Source organism: Natronobeatus ordinarius (assembly GCF_024362485.1).
Classification (GTDB): Archaea; Halobacteriota; Halobacteria; order Halobacteriales; family Natrialbaceae; genus Natronobeatus; species Natronobeatus ordinarius.
In genome coordinates, this window is the sequence record NZ_CP101456.1 from 532750 (window position 1) to 553278 (window position 20529).

The 20529-nt window shown below is 65.4% G+C and carries 20 protein-coding genes, 1 tRNA gene and 1 pseudogene; 9 read left to right on the forward strand and 13 right to left on the reverse strand.

All coding sequences use genetic code 11. The features are described from left to right. Positions 1–65 precede the first annotated feature (65 nt). A complete protein-coding gene (locus NMQ09_RS02770; protein ID WP_255192925.1) occupies positions 66–707 on the forward strand; it encodes a DUF7504 family protein in 642 nt (213 codons plus the stop codon). Between the two features lie 2 nt (positions 708–709). On the opposite strand, the gene NMQ09_RS02775 is transcribed toward NMQ09_RS02770, so the two are convergent. After that, complete coding sequence (locus NMQ09_RS02775; RefSeq protein WP_255192926.1) at positions 710–967, reverse strand: hypothetical protein; 258 nt, start codon at positions 965–967, stop codon at positions 710–712. Between the two features lie 84 nt (positions 968–1051). Between NMQ09_RS02775 and NMQ09_RS02780 the strand changes: the two genes are divergently transcribed. After that, a tRNA-Pro gene (locus NMQ09_RS02780) sits at positions 1052–1124 on the forward strand. 291 nt (positions 1125–1415) lie between these two features. Here NMQ09_RS02780 and NMQ09_RS02785 read toward each other — a convergent pair. Continuing rightward, positions 1416–1853, reverse strand: a complete 438-nt coding sequence (locus NMQ09_RS02785) for an ester cyclase (protein WP_255192927.1) — start codon at positions 1851–1853, stop codon at positions 1416–1418. An 844-nt stretch (positions 1854–2697) separates the two neighbouring features. On the opposite strand from NMQ09_RS02785, the gene NMQ09_RS02790 reads away from it, so the two are divergent. Continuing rightward, positions 2698–4002, forward strand: coding sequence for a polysaccharide deacetylase family protein (locus tag NMQ09_RS02790; protein WP_255192928.1), 1305 nt, complete (start codon positions 2698–2700; stop codon positions 4000–4002). A 290-nt stretch (positions 4003–4292) separates the two neighbouring features. On the opposite strand, the gene NMQ09_RS02795 is transcribed toward NMQ09_RS02790, so the two are convergent. Beyond that, complete coding sequence (locus NMQ09_RS02795) at positions 4293–4916, reverse strand: sensor domain-containing protein (protein ID WP_255192929.1); 624 nt, start codon at positions 4914–4916, stop codon at positions 4293–4295. Positions 4917–5418: 502 nt separating this feature from the next. Here NMQ09_RS02795 and NMQ09_RS02800 point away from each other — a divergent pair. Next, complete coding sequence (locus NMQ09_RS02800) at positions 5419–5694, forward strand: DUF8106 domain-containing protein (protein ID WP_255192930.1); 276 nt, start codon at positions 5419–5421, stop codon at positions 5692–5694. Between the two features lie 61 nt (positions 5695–5755). Here NMQ09_RS02800 and NMQ09_RS02805 read toward each other — a convergent pair whose 3' ends face one another. Further along, entirely contained in the window at positions 5756–6421 is a 666-nt protein-coding gene (locus tag NMQ09_RS02805; RefSeq protein ID WP_255192931.1) for a helix-turn-helix domain-containing protein, read from the reverse strand. 198 nt (positions 6422–6619) lie between these two features. On the opposite strand from NMQ09_RS02805, the gene NMQ09_RS02810 reads away from it, so the two are divergent. Both NMQ09_RS02810 and NMQ09_RS02815 read left to right on the forward strand, forming a co-directional pair. Continuing rightward, positions 6620–7351: a profilin-fold protein gene (locus NMQ09_RS02810; protein WP_255192932.1), complete on the forward strand. Its 732-nt coding sequence runs from the start codon at positions 6620–6622 to the stop codon at positions 7349–7351. 131 nt (positions 7352–7482) lie between these two features. After that, positions 7483–8088: pseudogene (locus NMQ09_RS02815) on the forward strand (DUF4397 domain-containing protein); the annotation flags it as partial. 686 nt (positions 8089–8774) lie between these two features. Here the strand turns inward: NMQ09_RS02815 and NMQ09_RS02820 are convergent. Then, on the reverse strand, positions 8775–9005 hold the full coding sequence (locus NMQ09_RS02820; protein WP_255192934.1) for a hypothetical protein: 231 nt from the start codon (positions 9003–9005) through the stop codon (positions 8775–8777). Between the two features lie 188 nt (positions 9006–9193). Here NMQ09_RS02820 and NMQ09_RS02825 point away from each other — a divergent pair, with 188 nt between their 5' ends. Together NMQ09_RS02825 and NMQ09_RS02830 are read left to right on the forward strand one after the other, a co-directional pair. After that, the gene (locus NMQ09_RS02825; protein ID WP_255192935.1) at positions 9194–12373 is read left to right on the forward strand and encodes a cell division protein; all 3180 of its coding nucleotides are present in this window, start codon (positions 9194–9196) and stop codon (positions 12371–12373) included. A gap of 418 nt (positions 12374–12791) precedes the next feature. Next, the gene (locus NMQ09_RS02830) at positions 12792–13190 is read left to right on the forward strand and encodes a DUF7855 family protein (RefSeq protein ID WP_255192936.1); all 399 of its coding nucleotides are present in this window, start codon (positions 12792–12794) and stop codon (positions 13188–13190) included. 124 nt (positions 13191–13314) lie between these two features. Here the strand turns inward: NMQ09_RS02830 and NMQ09_RS02835 are convergent, their stop codons facing one another. The 7 genes from NMQ09_RS02835 to NMQ09_RS02865 all read right to left on the reverse strand — a co-directional run bounded on the left by NMQ09_RS02835 (position 13315) and on the right by NMQ09_RS02865 (position 17208). After that, positions 13315–13815, reverse strand: coding sequence for a TspO/MBR family protein (locus NMQ09_RS02835; RefSeq protein ID WP_255192937.1), 501 nt, complete (start codon positions 13813–13815; stop codon positions 13315–13317). Between the two features lie 45 nt (positions 13816–13860). Then, positions 13861–14160, reverse strand: a complete 300-nt coding sequence (locus tag NMQ09_RS02840) for a winged helix-turn-helix domain-containing protein (protein ID WP_255192938.1) — start codon at positions 14158–14160, stop codon at positions 13861–13863. Between the two features lie 2 nt (positions 14161–14162). Continuing rightward, positions 14163–14795 (reverse strand): hypothetical protein, encoded by a 633-nt coding sequence (locus NMQ09_RS02845; RefSeq protein WP_255192939.1) that lies wholly within the window; start codon positions 14793–14795, stop codon positions 14163–14165. Between the two features lie 103 nt (positions 14796–14898). Beyond that, a complete protein-coding gene (locus NMQ09_RS02850) occupies positions 14899–15786 on the reverse strand; it encodes an ABC transporter ATP-binding protein (protein WP_255192940.1) in 888 nt (295 codons plus the stop codon). Then, positions 15783–16649, reverse strand: a complete 867-nt coding sequence (locus NMQ09_RS02855; RefSeq protein WP_255192941.1) for an ABC transporter permease — start codon at positions 16647–16649, stop codon at positions 15783–15785. The genes NMQ09_RS02850 and NMQ09_RS02855 overlap by 4 nt, the downstream gene beginning before the upstream one ends. A 149-nt stretch (positions 16650–16798) precedes the next feature. Next, a complete protein-coding gene (locus NMQ09_RS02860; protein WP_255192942.1) occupies positions 16799–17017 on the reverse strand; it encodes a PIN domain-containing protein in 219 nt (72 codons plus the stop codon). Then, positions 17014–17208: an antitoxin VapB family protein gene (locus NMQ09_RS02865; protein WP_255192943.1), complete on the reverse strand. Its 195-nt coding sequence runs from the start codon at positions 17206–17208 to the stop codon at positions 17014–17016. The genes NMQ09_RS02860 and NMQ09_RS02865 overlap by 4 nt, the downstream gene beginning before the upstream one ends. 126 nt (positions 17209–17334) lie before the next feature. On the opposite strand from NMQ09_RS02865, the gene NMQ09_RS02870 reads away from it, so the two are divergent. After that, positions 17335–19755 (forward strand): DEAD/DEAH box helicase, encoded by a 2421-nt coding sequence (locus tag NMQ09_RS02870; protein WP_255192944.1) that lies wholly within the window; start codon positions 17335–17337, stop codon positions 19753–19755. A gap of 28 nt (positions 19756–19783) precedes the next feature. Here NMQ09_RS02870 and NMQ09_RS02875 read toward each other — a convergent pair whose 3' ends face one another. Continuing rightward, complete coding sequence (locus tag NMQ09_RS02875) at positions 19784–20515, reverse strand: Sjogren's syndrome/scleroderma autoantigen 1 family protein (RefSeq protein WP_255192945.1); 732 nt, start codon at positions 20513–20515, stop codon at positions 19784–19786. Between the last annotated feature and the right edge of the window lie 14 nt (positions 20516–20529).

Here is a 20529-nt window from a genome sequence, read left to right on the forward strand (position 1 = left end):
GGGACCGAACGGCCACAACGACCAAGGTACGGTTCTCCCTCCATCAAAACGGAAGGGGGAGAGTCATGGAGGGACGGGCACCGACCGTGCTCGAGCCGTCGTCGAGCGTCCTGTTCGTCAACACCGGCGGGACCGAACCGGGTAACCCTCGAGCGATCGATCCCGGCAACGGCGACCTGGCCGAGCTCACGGTTACGTTCCCCGATCAGCGAGCTGCGGTGGGAACTGCTGACGACGCGTCGGTAACACGCGGCGTCGTCGCCGTGGGGGACGTCCTCCAGTCTGTCGCCGACTCTCTTCCAGAGTGCTCGGCGCCGGTCGCCATCGACGTGATCTCCGATCCGACTGACCTCGGGGCGATCGGCGTCTCGGTGAGCCGCTTTTGTGAACGCTGGGCGGGCGTCGACCGGATCGTCGTCTCCGTTCGATCGCTCGAGCGCCTCCTCCGCGTCGCTCCCCCCGAGAAGGCCTTCCGGTTCGTTCACGCCCTCCTCGCCCGACTCGAGCAGGTCGGCGCGACCACGTACGCCGCTGTCGATCGATCGCGGTTCGACGACGCCAGCGAACCGCTTCCGGAGGCTTCAGACGAGGACGTCGCCGAGCTGTTCGCCACGCCAGCCTCGGACGATCCGCTCGAGGGCATCACCACAGCCGGGTCGATCTCGGAGGCGACGGACGAGGAACTCGCACGACGCCTCGAGAACTAACGTCAGGGGACGAACGCGAGTCCGAACGCCGACAGCAAGAGGACGAGCGCCGCCCCCGGGGCACCGCCGAGGACGACGATCGCCACCGCGAGCACCGTCAGTGCGACCTCGAGTCCGAAGAGCACGTCGGCGAGAACGAACACGAGCAGCCCCACGACCGCGTTGGCGATGAACGGCCTGACGGCGTTGATCACTGCCGCCACGCCGGCGACCAGTACGAGGAGGACACTCAGGACGGCGAGCTCGAGGACACCACTCATGCCAGCAGTTACGCTCGGTAGCGCGAAAAGCGGTTCCGACGCAGAACGAAACCCTTTATGGTGCTCGCTCGAAAGTGTTGGTGCGGGACCGTGGGTTAGCCTGGTATACTTCGGGCCTTGGGTGCCCGTGACCGCGGTTCAAATCCGCGCGGTCCCATTCTCGCTGCGAACAATCCCGTGAGCAGCGGGACTGGAAAGCGCGCGGATTTGAATCAGGGAGGAGCTTCGCTCCGACCGTGGTTCAAATCCGCGCGGTCCCATTCTCGCTGCGAGCAACTCCACGAGAGACGAGTACAGAACGCACGAGCGCCCGTTCATACGGATTGCGGTACCGAGTGCCCGGCACACCCGAGATCGAGTTACGGGTGGGTCAGAACCGACGGACAGCGGTGCGTATCGGGCTCGGACTCGAGCCACGAGTCGTCGAGACGCCGTCTTCCGATCCCGCTCACCTCACCTCCGGAAACGCACCGAGCTGGGCGAAGAGGCCGAACGCGTCCCACGAATCGGTGGTTTCGGCGAGTTTGCCGTCTTCGACCTGGTGGACGTAGACGCCGTCGACCTCGATCGATCGGCCGGTCGGCGCGATTCCGAGGATGTCGCCCTCGTGGGTGGCCGTCGCGGTGTACGTGACGATCACCGCATCGCCGTCCACGTACGTCTCGCCGACGGTCTTCGTCAGGTCGGGTGCTCCCTCCCGAACCGTCTCGATCCACTCTTTCAGCGGCTCCCGGCCCTCGAGCGGCTCCGGAAGGAGCGGCTCGTGGTGGACGTGATCGTCCGTGAGCAGGTCGTCGATCAGCGCCACGTCGCCCGTGCTCCAGACCTCTCGAAGTATCAGGTGGGCGGGGGTCACCTTCGATCCAGATTCGCGTGGAGTAGTCATCGGAAACTGCTATTCACTCGACCGTGACCGTGATAAGTGATTCCTGTATGAAAGTACTGTCGCGTCGATTGCTGTATCGCCCTATAGTCGCCCAGGATACGGTTTGGCAGCCACCGACGAACGCGATGGCTCGAGCGTAATCTCCCAGTCAGCCGGTTCCCTTCTGGGCGTCCGACCTATAGTAACCGTTGAAAGTCATTGCACACCCGGTCACGACCATCGGCGGTCAGCCTCGTCGACAAGGTCGAGGCTGACCGCTCGGCTGTGACCGGGTGTAAATCGTTTCAACGAGTACTATAGCGGTCAGGCGACGAACTGTGTCGTCAGTGGTTCCACTATCTGATTCTAACTGAACCCGGCTCGAGTTCGACGGCTGTCGGCGATACGTCTCCCTTACGTGGTTGCGATGCATCCGGTGCCGCAGCCGAAATCGCGTCGAAACGTTCACGAACGCCGTCGCGTTCTCCGGTGTCGATTGCAGCCACGGCCACGTCGACATCGGTGTTTTGATCGGATACGGGGACAGTCACGATTGGCGTCGTGAACGACGAGCGTACGCTCGCCACCGACGTGATACGGACGGATTGAACGGGCGTGTGATGGGAACCCTCTGAGCACGGGCGACCAGTGGAACGCGCGAACGCTGGACACCGCCTCGGTGGTGGTCTCGTCACCTCGTCGCGCCGGTCTCGAGACGGCTGGCAACGCCCCGTCCGTCGGTTCCGAGCTCGGTCCCACCCGTTCGATTCGGTTACTGGTGACCCTGTTCGCAGTAAGAACGTTCGATTCTGACTACCCCCGCGCATAACAATTCGTCTGGCCTGAGTCACTGCAGGATGTACCAATGAAGCGACGAACGTATCTCACGACTGCGACGGTGACGGCTACTGGGCTCGTGCTCGCTGGGTGTGCGGGCGGCGAGAGTCCCGACGACGGGGACGACGATGTCGGTGACGACGACGGACTCGAGGACGAAAACGGGGACGAGGAACTGGAAGACGAGGAAGAATCGGAGGGAGAAGACGAGGACGAAGAGTCGGACGGGGACCACTCGGAACTGGTCGGAACGTTCGACGACTTCGAAGCGCTCGACCCGTGGTACGAATTCATCGGCTCCATCGACGCCGAGACGGAATTTTACTACGAAGGCTCCCAGTCGGCGCTCCTCGGGCCGAGAGAAGACGACGGCCAGGTCCGGGTCCGCCGCGAGCTGGACGACTCGATCGACGTCACCGACGTCGCTCCCGGACTCGCTATGGCCGCCGATCGCACCGGGACGGTCCTCATCCAGCTGCAAGACAGCGATGGCGACTACGTCGAGTACAGCCAGCGAGTTCGTCCCGGACTGCCACTGGTTCGCCACAACTTCGGGCTCACTCGAGTTCGTGGAGCGCCCGACCTGACCGAGGTGACGCTCCTCCAGATCATCCACTGGTTCGGCGAAGACGTCGAGGGGTCGCTGTGGGTCGACGACTTCCACTTCGTCCCCAGACCCACCACCGGCAAGGTGATGCTCCAGTTCCACGGCGGCTTCGAGACGCACTACACGGAGGGGCTCTCGATCCTCGAGGAGTACGACCTCCCGGCGACCGTGTTCGTCCCGACCGACCGAATCCGCCCCGACGACCAGGCCTCGGGTGACCGACTGACCGAGGCGCAGGTCGAGACGCTCGCCGGTGCAGGCTGGACGATCGGAAGCTACTCGGCTCGCGGGGCTCCCCTGGACGAAGCTGGCTCGACCGAGCGGGAGTCGGACATCGTCGATCCGATCGACTGGCTCGAAGAGCACGGCTACGAGGACGGCGCTCGGTTCTTCGCGTTCCCGGGCTCGCGATACGACGCGGAGTCGTACCAGCTCGTCCAGGAGCACTACGACCTGGCGTTCGCAGGTGACGCCCGATCTCAGGGCTACGCGGCGAACCCGCATCTCTGCTCGGTGGCCTCTAGCCCCGACGCCGGGGAGGCAGCGGAACTGCTCGACTGGACGGCCGAACTCGGCGGCATCACGACGATTCCGTTCTACCGACTCGAGGAGAGTGAGTCGATCGAGGGCCTCGAGGAGACGGCCGCCCACCTCGACGAACTCGTATCGGCAGGCGAACTGGACGTAATCACGCCCCAGGAGATGGCCGACGAGTACGTCTACTGATACTGTCGGACCGGTTCACACATCGATCGCACGCGACCGACCGTCAGCGAGTCCGACGGCCCGGCCGAGCGGCCGACTCCGTCGTCGCCGACCGATTCGATTCCGCTCACCACGTGCCAACGGCGTCAGACCGGCCGCTACCGGTCCGTTGGCGCCACAGCGTTCGCTGCCGGCGTGCTGGAGTGGTCCTAGAAAATTCAGGAACACGTGGGCGACGTGTCGTCCGTTCTAGGACCACAATACTGTACGCACTCGAGCAGAAAAAGCGGCCGTTCTTACTGTGCAACCCCTTAACACGGCTCCTGCTCGAGGCCGACGTCGAGCAGGGCGGCGTTGAGCAGGCCGCCTCCGATCGCGAGGAGGTTGAACAGGCTGAGCGCGAGCACCGTGAGGACGACGCCAGTACCGGAGAGGACGAGGGCGGCCGGCAGCGTCTCGACGGTGTACGTGCCGAACTGGTAGGTCACGCCGGGCTGGTCGTACGCCAGCGGCGCCGCGAGCAGCGTGGCGACGACCGCGCCGACGGTGACCAGCAGGGTGAACGCGACGACGCCGTAGACGAACTTGACGACCAGCAACAGCACGCTCGTCCAGGTCGTCGGCGCGGTCAGCAGCCGCTTCAGGGCCTCGAGGACGCCGTCGTCCTCGTCCATGAGAAAGCCGTCGCGGACCGCTTCCGGGAGCGGGACGTCGACGCCGACGAGGTGGGTCGCCAGGCGGGCTTCGAACGCCGCGACGATGGTCGCGCCGAGGATCGTCGCGATCAGCAGCGGGATACCGACGAGCGTGATCGCCATTCCCACCCCCGTCGAGAGTCCCACCACCACGCCGACGAAGTACGCCAGCCCGAGCGGGAACGCCAGCACGAGGTAGATGAGGTTCAGGTAGGTTCGCGCCCGCAACGGGGCGGTCACTAGTCGACGGGGTGAGAGTTCTGAATCGAGTGTCTCGGTTGCGTGCATCGCTACCTGAGCGTAGCGGCCCAACGGCCGTATAACGGCTCCCACGACTCCCGGCCCGCTAACCCTGCACAACAGTTATATGTTAGATTCATCGACTCGCCGCTCGCATCCAGTCCGCCAGTCGCGTCCGTCCAGTCTGCCGGTCGCATTGCGTCCGTCCGTCGAGTCCGCCAGTCGCATCGCGTCCAGCTTGAGTCCGCCAGTCGCATCGCGTCCAGCTCGAGTCCGCCAGTCGCATCGCGTCCAGCTCGAGTCCGCCAGTCGCATCGCGTCCAGCTCGAGTCCGCCAGTCGCATCGCGTCCAGCTCGAGTCCGCCAGTCGCATCGCGTCCAGCTCGAGTCCGCCAGTCGCATCGCGTCCAGCTCGAGTTCGGCGGTCACCGACCGCGTGGTTAAATTCCTCCCCAATTCCTAGTACGGCACCGTTATCACTCGCCGTAGGGTCGTTCGACCGATGACCCGTTCAGCTTCGTCGCCGGATGAGCGACCGCGGTCTCGAAAGTCGGTGCTCTTCTGTCTCGAGTGTGAGCACGAGAGTCTCGTCGACGGCGACTGGCTCGTTCGTCGCGAGCGGGGAGCGCTGGTCTATCAGTGTCCCGTCTGCCGAACGACGATCGCGAGCCGGCCGGCTCACAGTGCGACGGGGGCGGCCGCCCAGTGGACGTCGCTGTACGCCGACTGGGTCGAACAGTGGACGACCTGGTACTGTCGAGCGACGCCGTCGTTCTGACGCCGTGGTCACTTCTCCGATGGGACGGTCGTCGAAAACGTACTGGATCGATTCGCGTCGGTCACTTCGCCTCGATCGGCGGGGCGTCCCCGTCCTCGGCGGCGTTCAACTCCGTGGCGACGAGCGCACGGTAGGCCCGGCGCAGCCGTTCGGAGAGCGCCTGGTGTGAGACGCCGAGCTGTTCGGCCAGCTCCTGCATCGACGTCTCCCGGGGGATCCCGAAGTAGCCGTACTCGTGGGCGGCGACGAGCGTCTCGTACTGTTTGGGCGTCAGTCCGGTCGTGGACGACTGCGTCTCGGTGAGGTCGGTGAGTCGAACGAGGTTCGCGGTGACGTCCCGGTCGACGAGCCGATCGTAGACACGGCTGACGTCCTCGCGATCCGCGAACCGGGCCGTGAGGTGCCACCGCCCGTCGGCGGCCGACGCGGAGAGCACCGTCCCCGTTTCGTCGGCGATCAGCTCGAAGACGTTGACGCCGCTGTCGGCGAACTCGACCTCGTACAGCCACCGCTCCTCGCTGTCCAGCACGGGCGTGTGCGACGCCACGGATGGTGCGGCCTCGAGCGCGGATTCGATCTCCGCTCGCGTCGCACCGGCGAGCCACAGCCGGTGGCCGCTGGATGCGATCACCTGCTCCATCTCACAGACGATCGACGGGTTCGATTCGAACACCGATCCCAGTACGGTGTCCGTCGCGGGTACGTGGAGATCTGCTACTGTCGTCATGGGTCTTCAGCCATCGTAGCCGGACCAGCGAATTAACCCCGTTTCCAAAACAGTTAGCGAGGGTCTACCTGAACGTCTCCGCCGAACGACGGTCGTCTCGAGTGGGGTGCTCATCGGACGAGCGTCCACGACTGGCCTCGCGGGCGCTGTCCCGCTGGAACCACACGCTTAAGCGCCCGCCACGCTTCTGACCGCCGAATGACCGATGAACTCGAGAGAGCCGTCGACGAGGCCGACGAGGCGGCGACCCGTCGAAACGAGGTCGCAGCTCGCGTTCGCGCACATGCGGGCCGCATCGCACGCGAACTCGCCGTGCTCGACGGCGGCGAGTACGGGAGCGAGACGTTCGAGACGGACGCCGGGACGTGGACGCTGAAGTTCGAAGCGGGCGACGTCGAGTACCTGCGGTACAAGCCGCGCTCGGGGTCGGAGACGTACGTCGTCTCCTCGAAGTCGCCGCCTGAGCCGGAGGCGCTCGCGACGGCGATGACCGACTACGGGGCGTTCGTCGACGCCTACGCGGACCACGTCGCGTCGCTCGAGGGCGTCCTCGACGACGTGCCGACGGAGTTTCCGGAACCCGCGTCGACGGCGTCGCTGGTCGCTGAGCGGGATCGGATCGCCGACCGCATCCGCGACGTCGCCGACGCGATGGCCGGCGAACTCCACCGACACGACGGCGAGTACGGCACGTTCACCGCGCGCGTCTCGGGAACGCGCTGGGAGCTGAAGTGGGACGGCGACGCCGCCTCCTACCTGCGCGTCGGCGGGGAAGGCGGCACCTACCTCGTCTCACAGTACGGCCAGCCGTCGGCGCTCGACGTCCGCCGCTACGCCGAGGAGGTCGCCGGCTTCGTCGAGGCGTTCAACGACCACGTCGACGAGCTCGAGGCGGACGTATCACGGATCACGTTCGACTCGTCGACGTGACCGTCACGTGTAGCCGGCCGTTTCCGACGTCATGGACACCCTACGCCGGGGTCGCTCGAGTAAACGACTCGACAATCAGGACTACTGACTAACGAGTTTTTCCGGTCAGCACCCCCCGTATCGGGTGCATCATGAGCGTAACACGACGCACGACGCTGAGAGCCCTCGGGGCGGCTGGCGCAACCCTCGCCGCGAGCGGCACCGTCCTCGCCGTTGGCGAACACGAAGACGACGAACGCGAGCCGGACGCCGAGGAAGAAGACGACGAGGTCGAACCAGTCGACCCGGCCGGTGCGGCCGTCCGCGTCGGACACTTCTCCCCCGACGCCCCGAACGTCGACGTCTACGTCGACGGTGAGCAGGTCCTCGCTGACCTCGCGTACGACGAGGTTTCCGACTACCTCGAGATCGATCCCGGCACCTACACCGTCGAGGTGACGGCCGCCGGCGACCCCGAGACGGTCGCCTTCGAAGGCGACGTCGAACTCGGCCAGGCGTTCTACACGATCGCGGCCATCGGCGAACTCGAGGCCGGCACCTTCGAACCGCTGGTGCTCGTCGACGCGGGCGCCGCACTCGCCCGGCTCGTCCACGCCTCGCCCGACGCCCCGGCGGTCGACGTCTTCCCCGCCGGTGCCGAGGAATCCCTGTTTGCGAACGTTTCCTTCGGCGACGCCACCGACTACGTCCCACTGCCGGTCGGCGAGTACGAACTCGAGGTTCGCCCGGCAGCGGACGAACCGATGGCGAACGACGCCACCGACGACGCTGCCGATCACGACGAGAACGCCGCTGACGACCACGACGATGTCGAGGAGAACGACGTCGACGACGATGCCGATCACGACGAGAACGACGTCGACGACGACCTCCCAGTCGACGAGATGGAGGAGGCCGTCTTCACGGTCAGCGTCGACCTCGCGCCCGCAACGGCCTACACCGGCTACGCGATCGGCTACCTGATGCCCGAGGGCGACCAGCCGGCGTTCGACGTGAACGTCACCGTCGACGGCCCGTTCGCCGACGAGGAGCCACCCGAGGTGATGCCGGACGAGCCGCCGGAAGAAGCGCCCGAGGAGGAGCCTGAGGACGAGCCCGAAGAGGACGTCCCGGAAGACGACCCCGACGACGATGCTGTCCCGGAGGACGAGCCCGAAGAGGACGTCCCGGAAGACGATCCTGACGAACCCGTCGAAAACGATCACGACGACGAAGAGAACGACTACTGATCGTCTGGGGCGTCGACCGGTCGGCGCGTTCACCGACGTCCTCCATCACCGTGGTGGGTTTTCATACTACTGGACAACAGTCAGTAACCACTCGATCGCGCTGTGACCGGCCGTCGGACTCGCTGACGGCCGGTCGCGTGCGATCGATGTGTGAACCGTTTTTGTCCGGCAGTATCAGCTGCCGCCGTCGACCGTCACAGCGGCCGGCTGTGTCCACAGGCCGGACACTCGAGCACCCCATCCCGGACGAGTAACAGACTCCGCTGACAGCTCGCACAGGGGCCGGCGACCGAGACGCCCGTCGCGTCGCGCGTGACTGCCGCCAGCGTCCGCTCGACCTGCTCGAGGCGACGCCCGAGCGCGTCGACTCGCTCAGCCAGTTCCGCGTTCGATTCGAGCCGTGGTGGCATGCGACGTTGGGTCATCCACTTCTGTAGATCACCGACGGACAAAAGTCTCCCTAGTGGCCTCTCGCGGCTACATTCGGGAGTTCCTGATGGTTTCGTCTCTCGGGCAGTCGGCACTCGAGCGACCCGGTCGACACCTGTTCGCCCGACCACTTCCGGTCCGGTTTGCGACCCTTTATACCGTATGGCGGACCTAGCCACCTGCAATGGCGCAAGCGGGAAACTCCGAACTCGTCGACGCGTTCGAGCAGTTCTTCCGGAACTACTACGACAACGAGGTCAAACAGCTTGCGCAACGGTACCCCAACGAACAGCGCTCGCTCTCCGTCGACTGGAACGACCTCTACCGGTTCGACCCCGATCTGGCTGACGACTACCTCAACCAGCCCGAACAGCTCCAGCGCTACGCCGAGGAGGCCCTCCGACTGTACGACCTCCCGATCGACGTGAGCCTCGGCCAGGCACACGTCCGGATCCGGAATCTCCCCGACTCCGAGTCGCCCGAGATCCGTGAGATCCGCGCCCGCCACATGAACAGACTCGTGCAGGTGCGCGGGATTATTCGCAAGGCCACGGACGTCCGCCCGAAGATCGAGGAGGCCGCCTTCGAGTGCCAGCTCTGTGGCACCTTAAATCGCGTCCCCCAATCGACCGGCGACTTCCAGGAACCCCACGAGTGCCAGGGCTGTGAACGACAGGGACCCTTCCGGGTAAACTTCGACCAGTCCGAGTTCGTCGACGCCCAGAAACTCCGCATCCAGGAGAGCCCCGAAGGGCTCAGAGGGGGGGAGACTCCTCAGGCGATCGACGTCCACGTCGAAGACGACATCACCGGCGAAGTGACCCCTGGCGACCACGTCTCCGCTGTGGGCGTCCTCCGCCTCGAGCAACAGGGCAACCAGCAGGAGAAGTCGCCCATCTTCGACTTCTACATGGAGGGCATCTCCGTCGACGTCGACGAAGAGCAGTTCGAGGACATGGACATCACCGAGGAGGACAAACAGGAGATCGTCCGCCTCTCGGGTGAGGACGACATCTACGAGAAGATGATCGGCTCCATCGCGCCGGCGATCTTCGGCTACGACGACGAGAAACTCGCGATGATCCTCCAGCTCTTTTCCGGCGTGACGAAGCAACTGCCCGACGGCTCGAGGATCCGGGGTGACCTGCACATGTTACTGATTGGTGATCCTGGTACTGGTAAATGTGTCTCGGGTGATACATGTGTGACACTGGCCGACGACCGCGAGGTGCCCATCCGAACTCTCGTGGAATCGAACCTCGAGGATCCCAAACCGATCGATGACGGCTGGTGGGACGAGATCGATCTCGAGGTTCCATCGGTACAGGACGACGGATCGATCGCCCCACAGCGTGCCACGAAGGTCTGGAAGCGCGAGGCTCCGGATCGGATGTACCGGATTCGAACCTCGAGTGGACGAGAACTCGAGGTGACGCCGTCCCATCCCCTGTTCGTCTTTGATCCGACTGATGGATACGAAGCGATCCGTGCCGACGAACTGTCCGTCGGGGATGGTGTCGCGGCAGAGCCCAAAGGGGGAGTCTCCGGAGAGGTTGCGGATGACGTGATTGCCGACGGTGGTGTACACCGTCGTCGGGCAACGACCGACTCGATCGTCTCGATCGAGACGAGTGAACCCGATTACGAGTGGGTGTACGACCTCGAGGTCGAAGGCACGCACAATTACGTCTCGAACGGGATCGTCTCGCACAACTCCCAGATGCTCGGGTATATCCAAAACATCGCCCCCCGCTCCGTCTACACGTCTGGCAAAGGTAGCAGCTCAGCTGGGCTTACCGCCGCTGCGGTACGCGACGACTTCGGCGACGGCCAGCAGTGGACGCTCGAGGCCGGCGCACTCGTGCTCGCCGACCAGGGGATCGCGGCGGTCGACGAGCTCGACAAGATGCGGTGTGTGACGGGCGAGACACTCGTCGAGCTGGCCGACGGATCGACCGTTCCGATTCGGGACGTGGCGCGATCCCACGAGCTGGAAGGGACGATCGAACACCTCGAGAACGGTCGGACAATTCGCGACGTGGACATCTCCGTTCGGACGATGACCGAAGACGGCGCGATCATCGAACGTCCGGTGACGGCCGTCCATCAGTACGACGCTCCGGCGGAACTGATCGAAGTCGTCACCGAAGACGGGAATCGGCTTCGATCGACGTCCGACCACCCGTTCTTCGTCTACGAGAACGGCCACGTCGTCGAACGAGCCGCGGAGCACCTCGAGCCTGGAGACGACACGCTCGCGCCACGCAGTGAGTCCATCGCTGCGACGGACGGCGGTGCCGTACTCGCCGATTCGTCGGTCGACTCGAGTCTCCGTGACGTCGAGCCACGAGAGATCGTCGAGGTCCGACGAATCGACGGCGGCGACCGGGAGTCCGTCTACGACCTCACCGTTTCCGGAACCCACAACTTCCTCGCAAACGGCATGGTCGTCCACAACTCCGAAGACCGCTCGGCTATGCACGAGGCCTTAGAGCAACAGAAGATCTCGGTGTCGAAAGCCGGCATCAACGCGACGCTCAAGTCCCGCTGCTCGCTGCTCGGCGCGGCGAACCCCAAGTACGGCCGGTTCGACCAGTACGAGCCGATCGGCGAGCAGATCGACTTAGAGCCGGCGCTCATCTCGCGGTTCGACCTCATCTTCACGGTCACCGACCAGCCCGACGAGGAGAAAGACCGCGACCTCGCAGAGCACATCATCAACACGAACTACGCGGGCGAGCTGACGACCCAGCAACGGGAGATGACCTCCCTCGAGGTCAGCACCGAGGAGATCGAGGCGATGACCGCGAAGGTCGACCCGGTGATCGACGCCGAGCTGTTGCGCAAGTACATCGCCTACGCCAAGCAGAACTGCCACCCGCGGATGACCGAGGCGGCCCGGGAGGCGATCCGGGACTTCTACGTCGATCTGCGTTCGAAGGGGACCGACGAGGACGCGCCGGTGCCCGTGACGGCGCGAAAGCTCGAGGGACTGGTTCGGCTCTCGGAGGCCAGCGCGCGGGTGCGCCTGTCGGATACGGTCGAACTCGAGGACGCCCAGCGAGTGATCGAGATCGTGCGCTCGTGTCTGCAGGACATCGGGGTCGATCCCGAGACGGGCGAGTTCGACGCGGACATCGTCGAGGCGGGCACCTCGAAGTCCCAGCGCGACCGGATCAAGAACATCAAGGGACTGATCGCCGACGTCGAGGAGGAGTACGACGACGGGGCGCCGATCGACGTGGTGCTCGAGCGGGCAGGGGAGATCGGCATGGACGAGTCGAAAGCCGAGCACGAGATCGAGAAGCTCAAACAGAAAGGCGAGGTGTACGAGCCGAGCACCGATCACCTGCGGACGACCTGATAGGGTGGGTGTAACTGTGTACCGATGATCGTCCCACCGGGACGGCGAGAATCGGTACGAGCCGCCACCCAGCGGGCTGAGAGGCGACGACCGGCGTCGTATCGACTCGCTGGCGAGCGTCGGTTCCCGGGTTCTCAGGTCGTATCCGTTTCGACGACCACCATCGCTCCCAACTGGAGCGGCGTACACACTCCTCGCAGGTGCACTGGTGACCAGTTGCTATCGTATTCGTTGAAACGAGTTACACCCGGTCACAGCCGAGCGGTCTACCTCGGCTTCGTCGACGAGGCAGACCGCCGATGGTCGTGACCGGGTGTGCAATGACTTTCAACGGTTACTATATCTTGTGGCGAACCACACTGCCAAATTTGACAGTATGCCAAGGAATTTTATAATGTGGAGATTACTTATGGTTGAAATGAACGGGAATTTAGGGGGCGCGATGCTCGTCGTCGCCGATTCGCCGAACGCGCGACGGACGCTCTGGAATACCTGTAACGCGTACGAAACAGCCGTCGTGAGACGGTTCGGTCGCGCGGTGCTGTTCGAGGGGACCGAGTTCGGCGCGTTTCTTGCGCTCCGATTGCAGGTGAAACACGGCGATTCGGTCACCGTCGTGCGGACGGTGCCAGTCGACAGCCAGCGTGAGGCGTTCCGACGCGCACGAGAGGCGGCGGTGGCGTTCGAACGCCGAGAGCACAAGAGTACGCCGTATCCGAAGTTCGCGTCGGGCACCGACCATCCGATGCCAGAGGAGATGCGCAGCTGCGAGCTGCCGACTCCCGCTGACAACGCCGAGGCAGCCGAGACGAGCTGATCGAGGTACTATCGGTGATTGTCAGCCTCGAGGACGTCGCTGCTCGAGGCAACTACCGATACCCGGTCGAGCCGTTCCCGCTGATCGATTTCTTCGGTCCGAAAACTGTCGAGACAGGGTGACGTCAGGCGTTCAGCCGCCAGAGTTCGGCGTTGAGCACGGCGGCGAACGTCACCCACGCCAGGTAGGGGACGAGCAACGCCGCGGCCCGACGATCGACCCGGTCGAACGCGACGATCGTGGCGACGACGAGCATCCATAGGACCACGATGACGAGGAGGGCGAGGAGCAGTTCCTCGAGCGTGAAAAACGCGGGCGTCCAGGCGACGTTGAACGCCATCTGGAGGACGAACAGCCCGAGTGCGAGCCGCCGGCCGGCCGCGTCGCTGCGCCAGACGAGCCACAACGCGACGCCCATCAGGGTAAAGAGGAGCGTCCAGACGACCGGAAAGGCGATCTCGGGCGGGTAGAAGGTGGGCTTCTCGAGGGCGCGAAACCACGGGCTGTCGGGACTCGAGAGGATGCCGGGAACGCTGCCGACGACGTTGATCAGGAGGACGAAACCGATCGCTCGCAGGAGCTCGTCGCGCTCGAGGGAGCTGCCACTCGCCGTGTCCGTCGCCATGTCCCCACTACGGGTCGAACGCGGATAACGTGTTCCTCGAGGTCGTCATCCGTCGTCGTCCGCCGACAGCCCCTCGATGAGCGACTCGAGGGCCGCGACGTGCTCTTCGAACAGCTCGCGACCCTCGTCGGTCAGCTCGTAGGTCGTCTGGGGCTTGCGGTCGACGAACTGCTTTTCCACGTGGACGGCCCCGGCGTCTTCCATCCGGCCGAGGTGACTCGAGAGGTTCCCCTCGGTGACCTCGAGTGCCTCGACGAGTTCTGGGAACGCCGTCTCGCCGTGGCGATAGAGGTACGCGAAGATCTGTAACCGGGTCGGCTGGTGTACGAGTTTGTCGAGGTCCATCGTCAGCTGTCTCGAGCCAGCGAAAGGTACGCGAGGACGCCGTAGACGGCGTAGCAGACGCCGAAGACCGCGTATCCCCACTCCTGGAGGAAGGGGATCCGTACCATCGCAACTGCGAACACCAGAATCCAGGCACCGCCGATATAAAAGGCGTACCTGTCGCGGTCGCGGACGTAGTAGGCGGCGAGGGTCGCTCCCGTCACGACGTAACTCGCCCCGACGGCGCCGACGACGAGCGCGAAGATCGTGGCGCTCTCGACGAGTGCCGTGGCGTCCTCGAGGAACGGGCTCACGACGAACAGGACCGCGAGCAGGTAGCCGACGATCGCCAGGAGCTGAACCCTCGTGCCCGGTTTCGGTGGGCCACGTTCCGGTTCGTCGTACTCGTCGCCGACGTACCACGCGTAGAGAGCACCGGCGCCCATGAACCCTCCCCAGGCGGCGGCGTGGCCCCAGCCGGGAAGTTCGTATGTGACGACGGCCTGTGAGCCGAAGGCGGCGAGCATCGTCAGCGGCGCGTAGACGAGCCACAGCTGGAACTGCGAGGGATAGCGCTCGTGGAGCCCCATCGCGTCTTTGATCCCCTCGAGGTCGGCCCGGAGCGCGTCGACGTCGACCTCGCCGTCGTCGGTCATCTCCTCACCTCAGAACGGATCGTTCCGGCCTCGGAGGGGATGAGACGTGGCGGCTCCGTTTTGTTGGCAGTTCGTGGGTTTGTCGGTCCGTAGTGTCGATCGGTCATGGCTGGACGTGGACGTAGTAGTTGAACAGGTCGGTGTAGTTCGGTTCGACCTCGGTCACGCGGGCGTTGTCGCCTCCCTCGATCGCCGCCCGGAGGGTCTCGAGGTCGCTGTCGGCGGCGAGGAAGCCGCGTGCCTCCCCGCCAAGCGGGAACAACTCGCCGTCGACGACGTACGTCTGTGCAGTGCGGATCGCCGACCGCCCGCTGACGCGAACCACCGGCGGCACCGACTCGAGTAACTCCTCGGGAGTGCCGACCGTTGAGATCGTCCCGTCGGGCATGAAGGCGATGCGGTCGGCGAGGGTGGCGTCGATCGGGCGGTGACTCGAGAGCACGACCGTCGCGCCGGCCGCGTTGCGCTCGAGGACGACGTCGTGAAACCGCTGGACGTTCGTCAGGTCGACGCCGGCGGTCGGCTCGTCGAGCAAGTAAAGCGGAACGTCCGCGCTCATCGTCAGGGCGAACTCGAGTTTCCGTTTCATCCCTTCGGAGTAGGTCTCGACGAGTTTTCCGAGGTCGGCCGTGAGCCCGAGCTCCTCGACGTAGCTCTCCCAGCGGTCGGTAAATCGGGGCTGAACTCGGCCGTAGAAGTCGACGTTCTCCCGGCCGGTCAGCGTCTCGACGGCGACCGAATCCTGGAGCAGAAAGCCCAGCGTGTCGCCGGCGGCCGCCTGCGGAGGCTGTCCGAAGACCTCGATCTCCCCCTCGGTGGGCCGTTCGCTCCCGGCGAGACACGACAGCAGGACCGTCTTCCCGACGCCGTTGGGACCCATCAGAAGGAGGATCTCGCCCTCGTGGACCTCGAGGTCGACGCCCTCGAGGATCTGGTCGTCGGGGCCGAACGTCTTGTGTAGGCCCGTTCCGGACAGTGCGAGGTCGGTCACGGCATCACCTCCCGTTTGTAGAGGACGCGACGCGTCGTGGCGATCCCGACGCCGAGGGCGAGTACGGCGTAGGCGGCGAGCACGGCGAGCCCGACGGCCGCGTCGGGGGCCACCGGCGGCGCGATTCCAATCTCCGCCGACGGCGGGACCACGAGGTGGTGGGCGACCAGTCGCGTGGCGAGGGTGTGTGGCATCCAGTTGAGCAACCAGTCGGGCCCGTGGAAAACGGAGGGATCCGTGCCGTTGTACCCCGAGAGCATGAACGCCACCAGCGCGAGGCTGACGGTGATGATCGAGGCGTAGCGGGAGTTACGAACGGCGACGGAGACGACGACGGCGACGACCATCCAGAAGACCGCGAACGTGACGAGCGCTGCGAGGACGTAAAGCGGCGAGAACCCAGAGCGGAGGTCGAAGCTCGCGCCGGTCGCGACGCCGATCGGAAGGACGACCGCGAACGCGACGAGCGCCAGGGTGGCCCCGGCGACCATCCGTCCCGCCAGGTCAGCAGTGGGTGCGATCGAGAGTGCCCGGAAGTGGACGTAGCGGTCAGCCTCGAGGTCCGCCCCGAGCTGTTCGCTGAAACTGTTGAGCGCGGCGATGATGGCTCCAAAGGTGCCGTAACTGACCGCAATACTGGCTTTCACGTACGGTTCGACGTCCGCTGGAACGTCGCCGGGGACGAACACCAGGATGGTCAGCAGGTAGAAGCCGGCGGGAAAGCCGATGGTCCAGAACAGGACGCCGGTGTCCCGGAACAGCTCCCGGACGTAGCGCTCGGTGAACGCCCGCGACTGGCTCGTCCACCGCTCGAGGTCGCGTCTCCCGGTCGGGGTCGACAGCGTGGTCGTGTCGGCCGTCATCGTTCTCGTGTTACAAATAACTCTCCTGTGCAATAAGCATTGCCAATAAATGTACTTTGTAGCACAAAGCAAATGGGCAGCTAAACAACAGATGTACTCGAACGTCACCCGTAACCCGGTGGTGTCGACCGTATCGCCGTGTAGGGTGCCTACAGGAAGTCGACCTCGAGAACGTCGGTGATCCCGGGAGCGTCGAAATCGGTGTCGAAGTCCGCGGGTCCACTCTTGAACACCTCACCCTGGTAGCCCTCGAACAGTACCAGCGGTGGGGCGACGGCACGCTCGTCGAGGTGGTCGTCGACGTACGTGACGGCCTCATCGACGCCATCGAGGCAGTCGATGAGGACGCTGCTGTCGTAGACCGTCATCGGTCGCCGACGCCGCGTTTCATCTCCTTGCGCTTCTCCCGTGCGCGTTCGGCCGCGTCGGTACCGGCCCAGAGCCCGGCCCCGTCCCGGACCGTCTCGCGCCGGTCCTCGACGAGACGCGAGAGCAGGTCGTCGAAGGTCTCGTCCTCGCCCTTGAGTGCCTCGAGCGCCGCGTGCGTCTCGTCGTCCACGCGGATGGTCTTGCTTATAGCCGTTTGTATACGGACCAGTGTACAGGGCCGTTTTCCCGATCCGGCCTGACCACTTTCACCGCGGTACGAGAACCCTTAACCACGGCGCGCTCGAATCCCGTCCCAATGGCTACGACGGACGAGGAAGTCCCTTCCATCGAGCACCCGCTGCTCGAGTCGAACTTCCTCGAGCGACGCCTCTACCAGCTGAAACTCGCCGGAACAGCGGCGAACGATCACACCCTCGTCTGTCTCCCGACGGGGCTGGGTAAGACGACGGTGAGTCTGCTCGTGACCGCTCGACGGCTCGACGAAGTGGGTGGGAAGTCGCTGATGCTCGCACCCACCAAGCCGCTCGTCCAGCAACACGCCGACTTCTACCGCGAAGCGCTCCGGATTCCCGACGAGGAGATCGTCGTCTTCACGGGCGACGTCAGCCCCGACGATCGGGCCACACTGTGGGAGGAGGCGACCGTGATCATGGCGACGCCGCAGGTGATCGAGAACGACCTCGTCGGCTCGCGAATCTCCCTCCGGGACGTGACCCATCTCACCTTCGACGAGTGTCACCGCGCCACCGGCGACTACGCCTACAACTACATCGCCGAACGCTACCACGCCGACGCACGCGAGCCGCTGGTGACGGGGATGTCCGCGTCGCCGGGCGGCGACGAGGAGGCCATCCTCGAGGTCTGTGAGAACCTGGGCCTCCACGAGGTCGAGGTGATGACCGAGGAGGACGCCGACGTCGCCGAGTTCACCCACGAGACCGACCTCGAGTGGGAACGCATCGAGTTGCCCGAGGAGGTGCTCGAGATCCGCGACGCGCTGAACGAGGTGATCACGGACCGACTCGAGAAGCTCAAAGAGCTCGGGATCGCCCGCTCGACGAAGCCGGATCAGTCCCAGTCGGACCTGAACCGGATGCGCGCGGAGCTTCAGCAGCTGATCGGCAACGACCAGTCGACGGGCTACAAGGGGATGTCGATCCACGCGGAGGTGATGAAACTGCGCCAGGCCGTGACCCTGGTCGAGACTCAGAGCGTCGAGGCTCTGCGGCGGTACTTCGAGCGCCAGCGCAACCAGGCCCGGACGTCGGGCGCCTCGAAGGCGAGCCAGCGGATGGTCTCCGATCCCCGGGTTCGAGAGGCGATGCGCAAAGCCGAGTCGTTCGACCAGCTGCACCCGAAGTACCGCAAGACGCGGATGCTCCTGGCCGAGACGCTCGGCCTCGAGGGCGGCGAGCGCGTGATCGTCTTCACCGAGTCGCGGGACACGGCCGAGGCGCTGACTGACTTCCTGTGCACGAGCTTCGACGCGAAGCGCTTCGTCGGCCAGGGCGACCGCGAGGGCTCCGATGGCATGACCCAGAACCAACAACAGGCGGTGCTCGACGAGTTCCGGGCTGGCGAGTTCGAGGTGCTCGTCTCGACGTCGGTCGCCGAAGAGGGCCTCGACGTCCCCGAGGTCGATCTCGTGCTCTTTTACGAGCCCGTCCCCACCGCGATCCGGTCGATCCAGCGCAAGGGCCGAACCGGCCGGCAGTCGAAAGGGCGCGTCGTCGTCCTGATGGCCGAGGACACTCGTGACGAGGCGTACTTCTGGATCTCCCGCCGGCGCGAAAAGGAGATGGAGTCGGAGTTGCGTCAGCTGAAGGGTGTGGCCGAGGAGATCGAGGAGGAACTGGACGCGAGCCAGCAGTCGCTCGAGGCGTTCGAGACCGGGGCGAAAGTGAACGACGGAACGGAAAAACCCGGTGACGGAAGCGGGGTCTCGAGTGGAAGCAAGGGGGTTGCGAAGCAGCCGGGGCTCGAGGACTTCGCCGACGTGGACGACGGCGACGCCGAAGCCGGCACCGGGGACGTCGAGCCACCGACGCCGGACGAGGAGGCGGAAACGATCGAGATCGTCGCCGACCAGCGAGAGATGGATTCGGACGTTCCACGGGAGCTCTCGAGGCGCGCGGACGTCGAGATTCGCCTCGAGACGCTCGCCGTGGGCGACTACGTGCTCTCCGATCGCGTCGTCGTCGAGCGCAAGTCGACGGCGGACTTCGTCGACTCGCTCGTCGGCGACGATCGGTCGGTGTTCGAGCAGGTCGGCGCGATGGCACGAAACTACTCGCGGCCGATCGTGCTCGTCGAGGGCGAGGGGCTCTACGAACAGCGCGACATTCATCCGAACGCGATCCGCGGGGCGCTCTCGAGCCTCGCGGTGGACTTCGGCGCGAGCGTGCTCAGAACCGAGAGCGAGGCCGACACGATGGAGCTGCTCGCGGTGATCGCCGGCCGGGAACAGGAGACCTCGGGTCGGTCGGTGTCGGTCCACGGCGAGAAGGGGACCAAGACGCTCGGCGAACAGCAGGAGTACGTCGTCTCCTCGATCGCCGAGATCGGGCCGGTGACGGCACGGGCGTTACTCGAGGAGTTCGGCTCCGTGGAGGCGGTGATGATCGCCACCGAGGAGGAGTTGATGGAAGCCGACGGCGTCGGGAAGGTGACGGCCGAGCGAATCCGCGAGGTCGTCGGGAGCGACTACACGGGCTGACCCGCTCGAACCGTTCGTGGGGCTCGCCTCACCGACCCAGCACCGCGAGCGCTTCCGCCGCTTCGCGGGCCGCCTCGAGGCAGTCGCGCGCGTACCGGGGGTCGTCGGTCTCGGCCGCCTCGCGGGAGAAGCGTTCGAGCGCTTCGGTGAGCGACGCCCGGGCCGTCTCGAGGTCGGCGTCGACCGGTGGGCTCGAACGGCGGCCCGTTCGCTCGCGGGTTCGCCGGCCCCTGTCGACGCGTTCCTCGCGACGGCCGGACGACTGCTGTGACGGCGGCGTCCGACGGGGTGGTGTCGTGTGGCGGACGACGCTCGCGTCCGCGGTCCGACTCGAGTCCGTCCGTTCTTCCTCGGAGGCGGACGCCGGCGGTTCGGTCGCTTTCTCCTCGTCGGCCGTCGGGGTGGCCGGCTCCGGCTCGGCTCGCGACTCGGCGGCCGTGGCGTCCTCGGCCTCGGCCTCGCCCTTGTCAGCCGTCTCTGCCGCCGACTCTTCTTCGGCTGCCGATTCAGCCACCTCGTCGTCCGACTCCTCGAGGTCGGGTCCTTCGACGGCCTCGGGCCCCCCGTGACAGGAGGGACAGAAGGTCACCCCGTTCTGGCGAAAGAGGGGGTCCGCACAGGTGTCACAGTGGGTGTTGGTCATCGTCGCCCCCTTGAGCAGGAGGTCGCTCATCCGCTGGGTGGCTTCCCGGTCGCGTTTGTCGCGCTCGTACTTCTTCCGAAGCTTCTCGCGCTCGGCTTCCTTGTCGAAGTCGCTCATGGAAGAGACAAGGC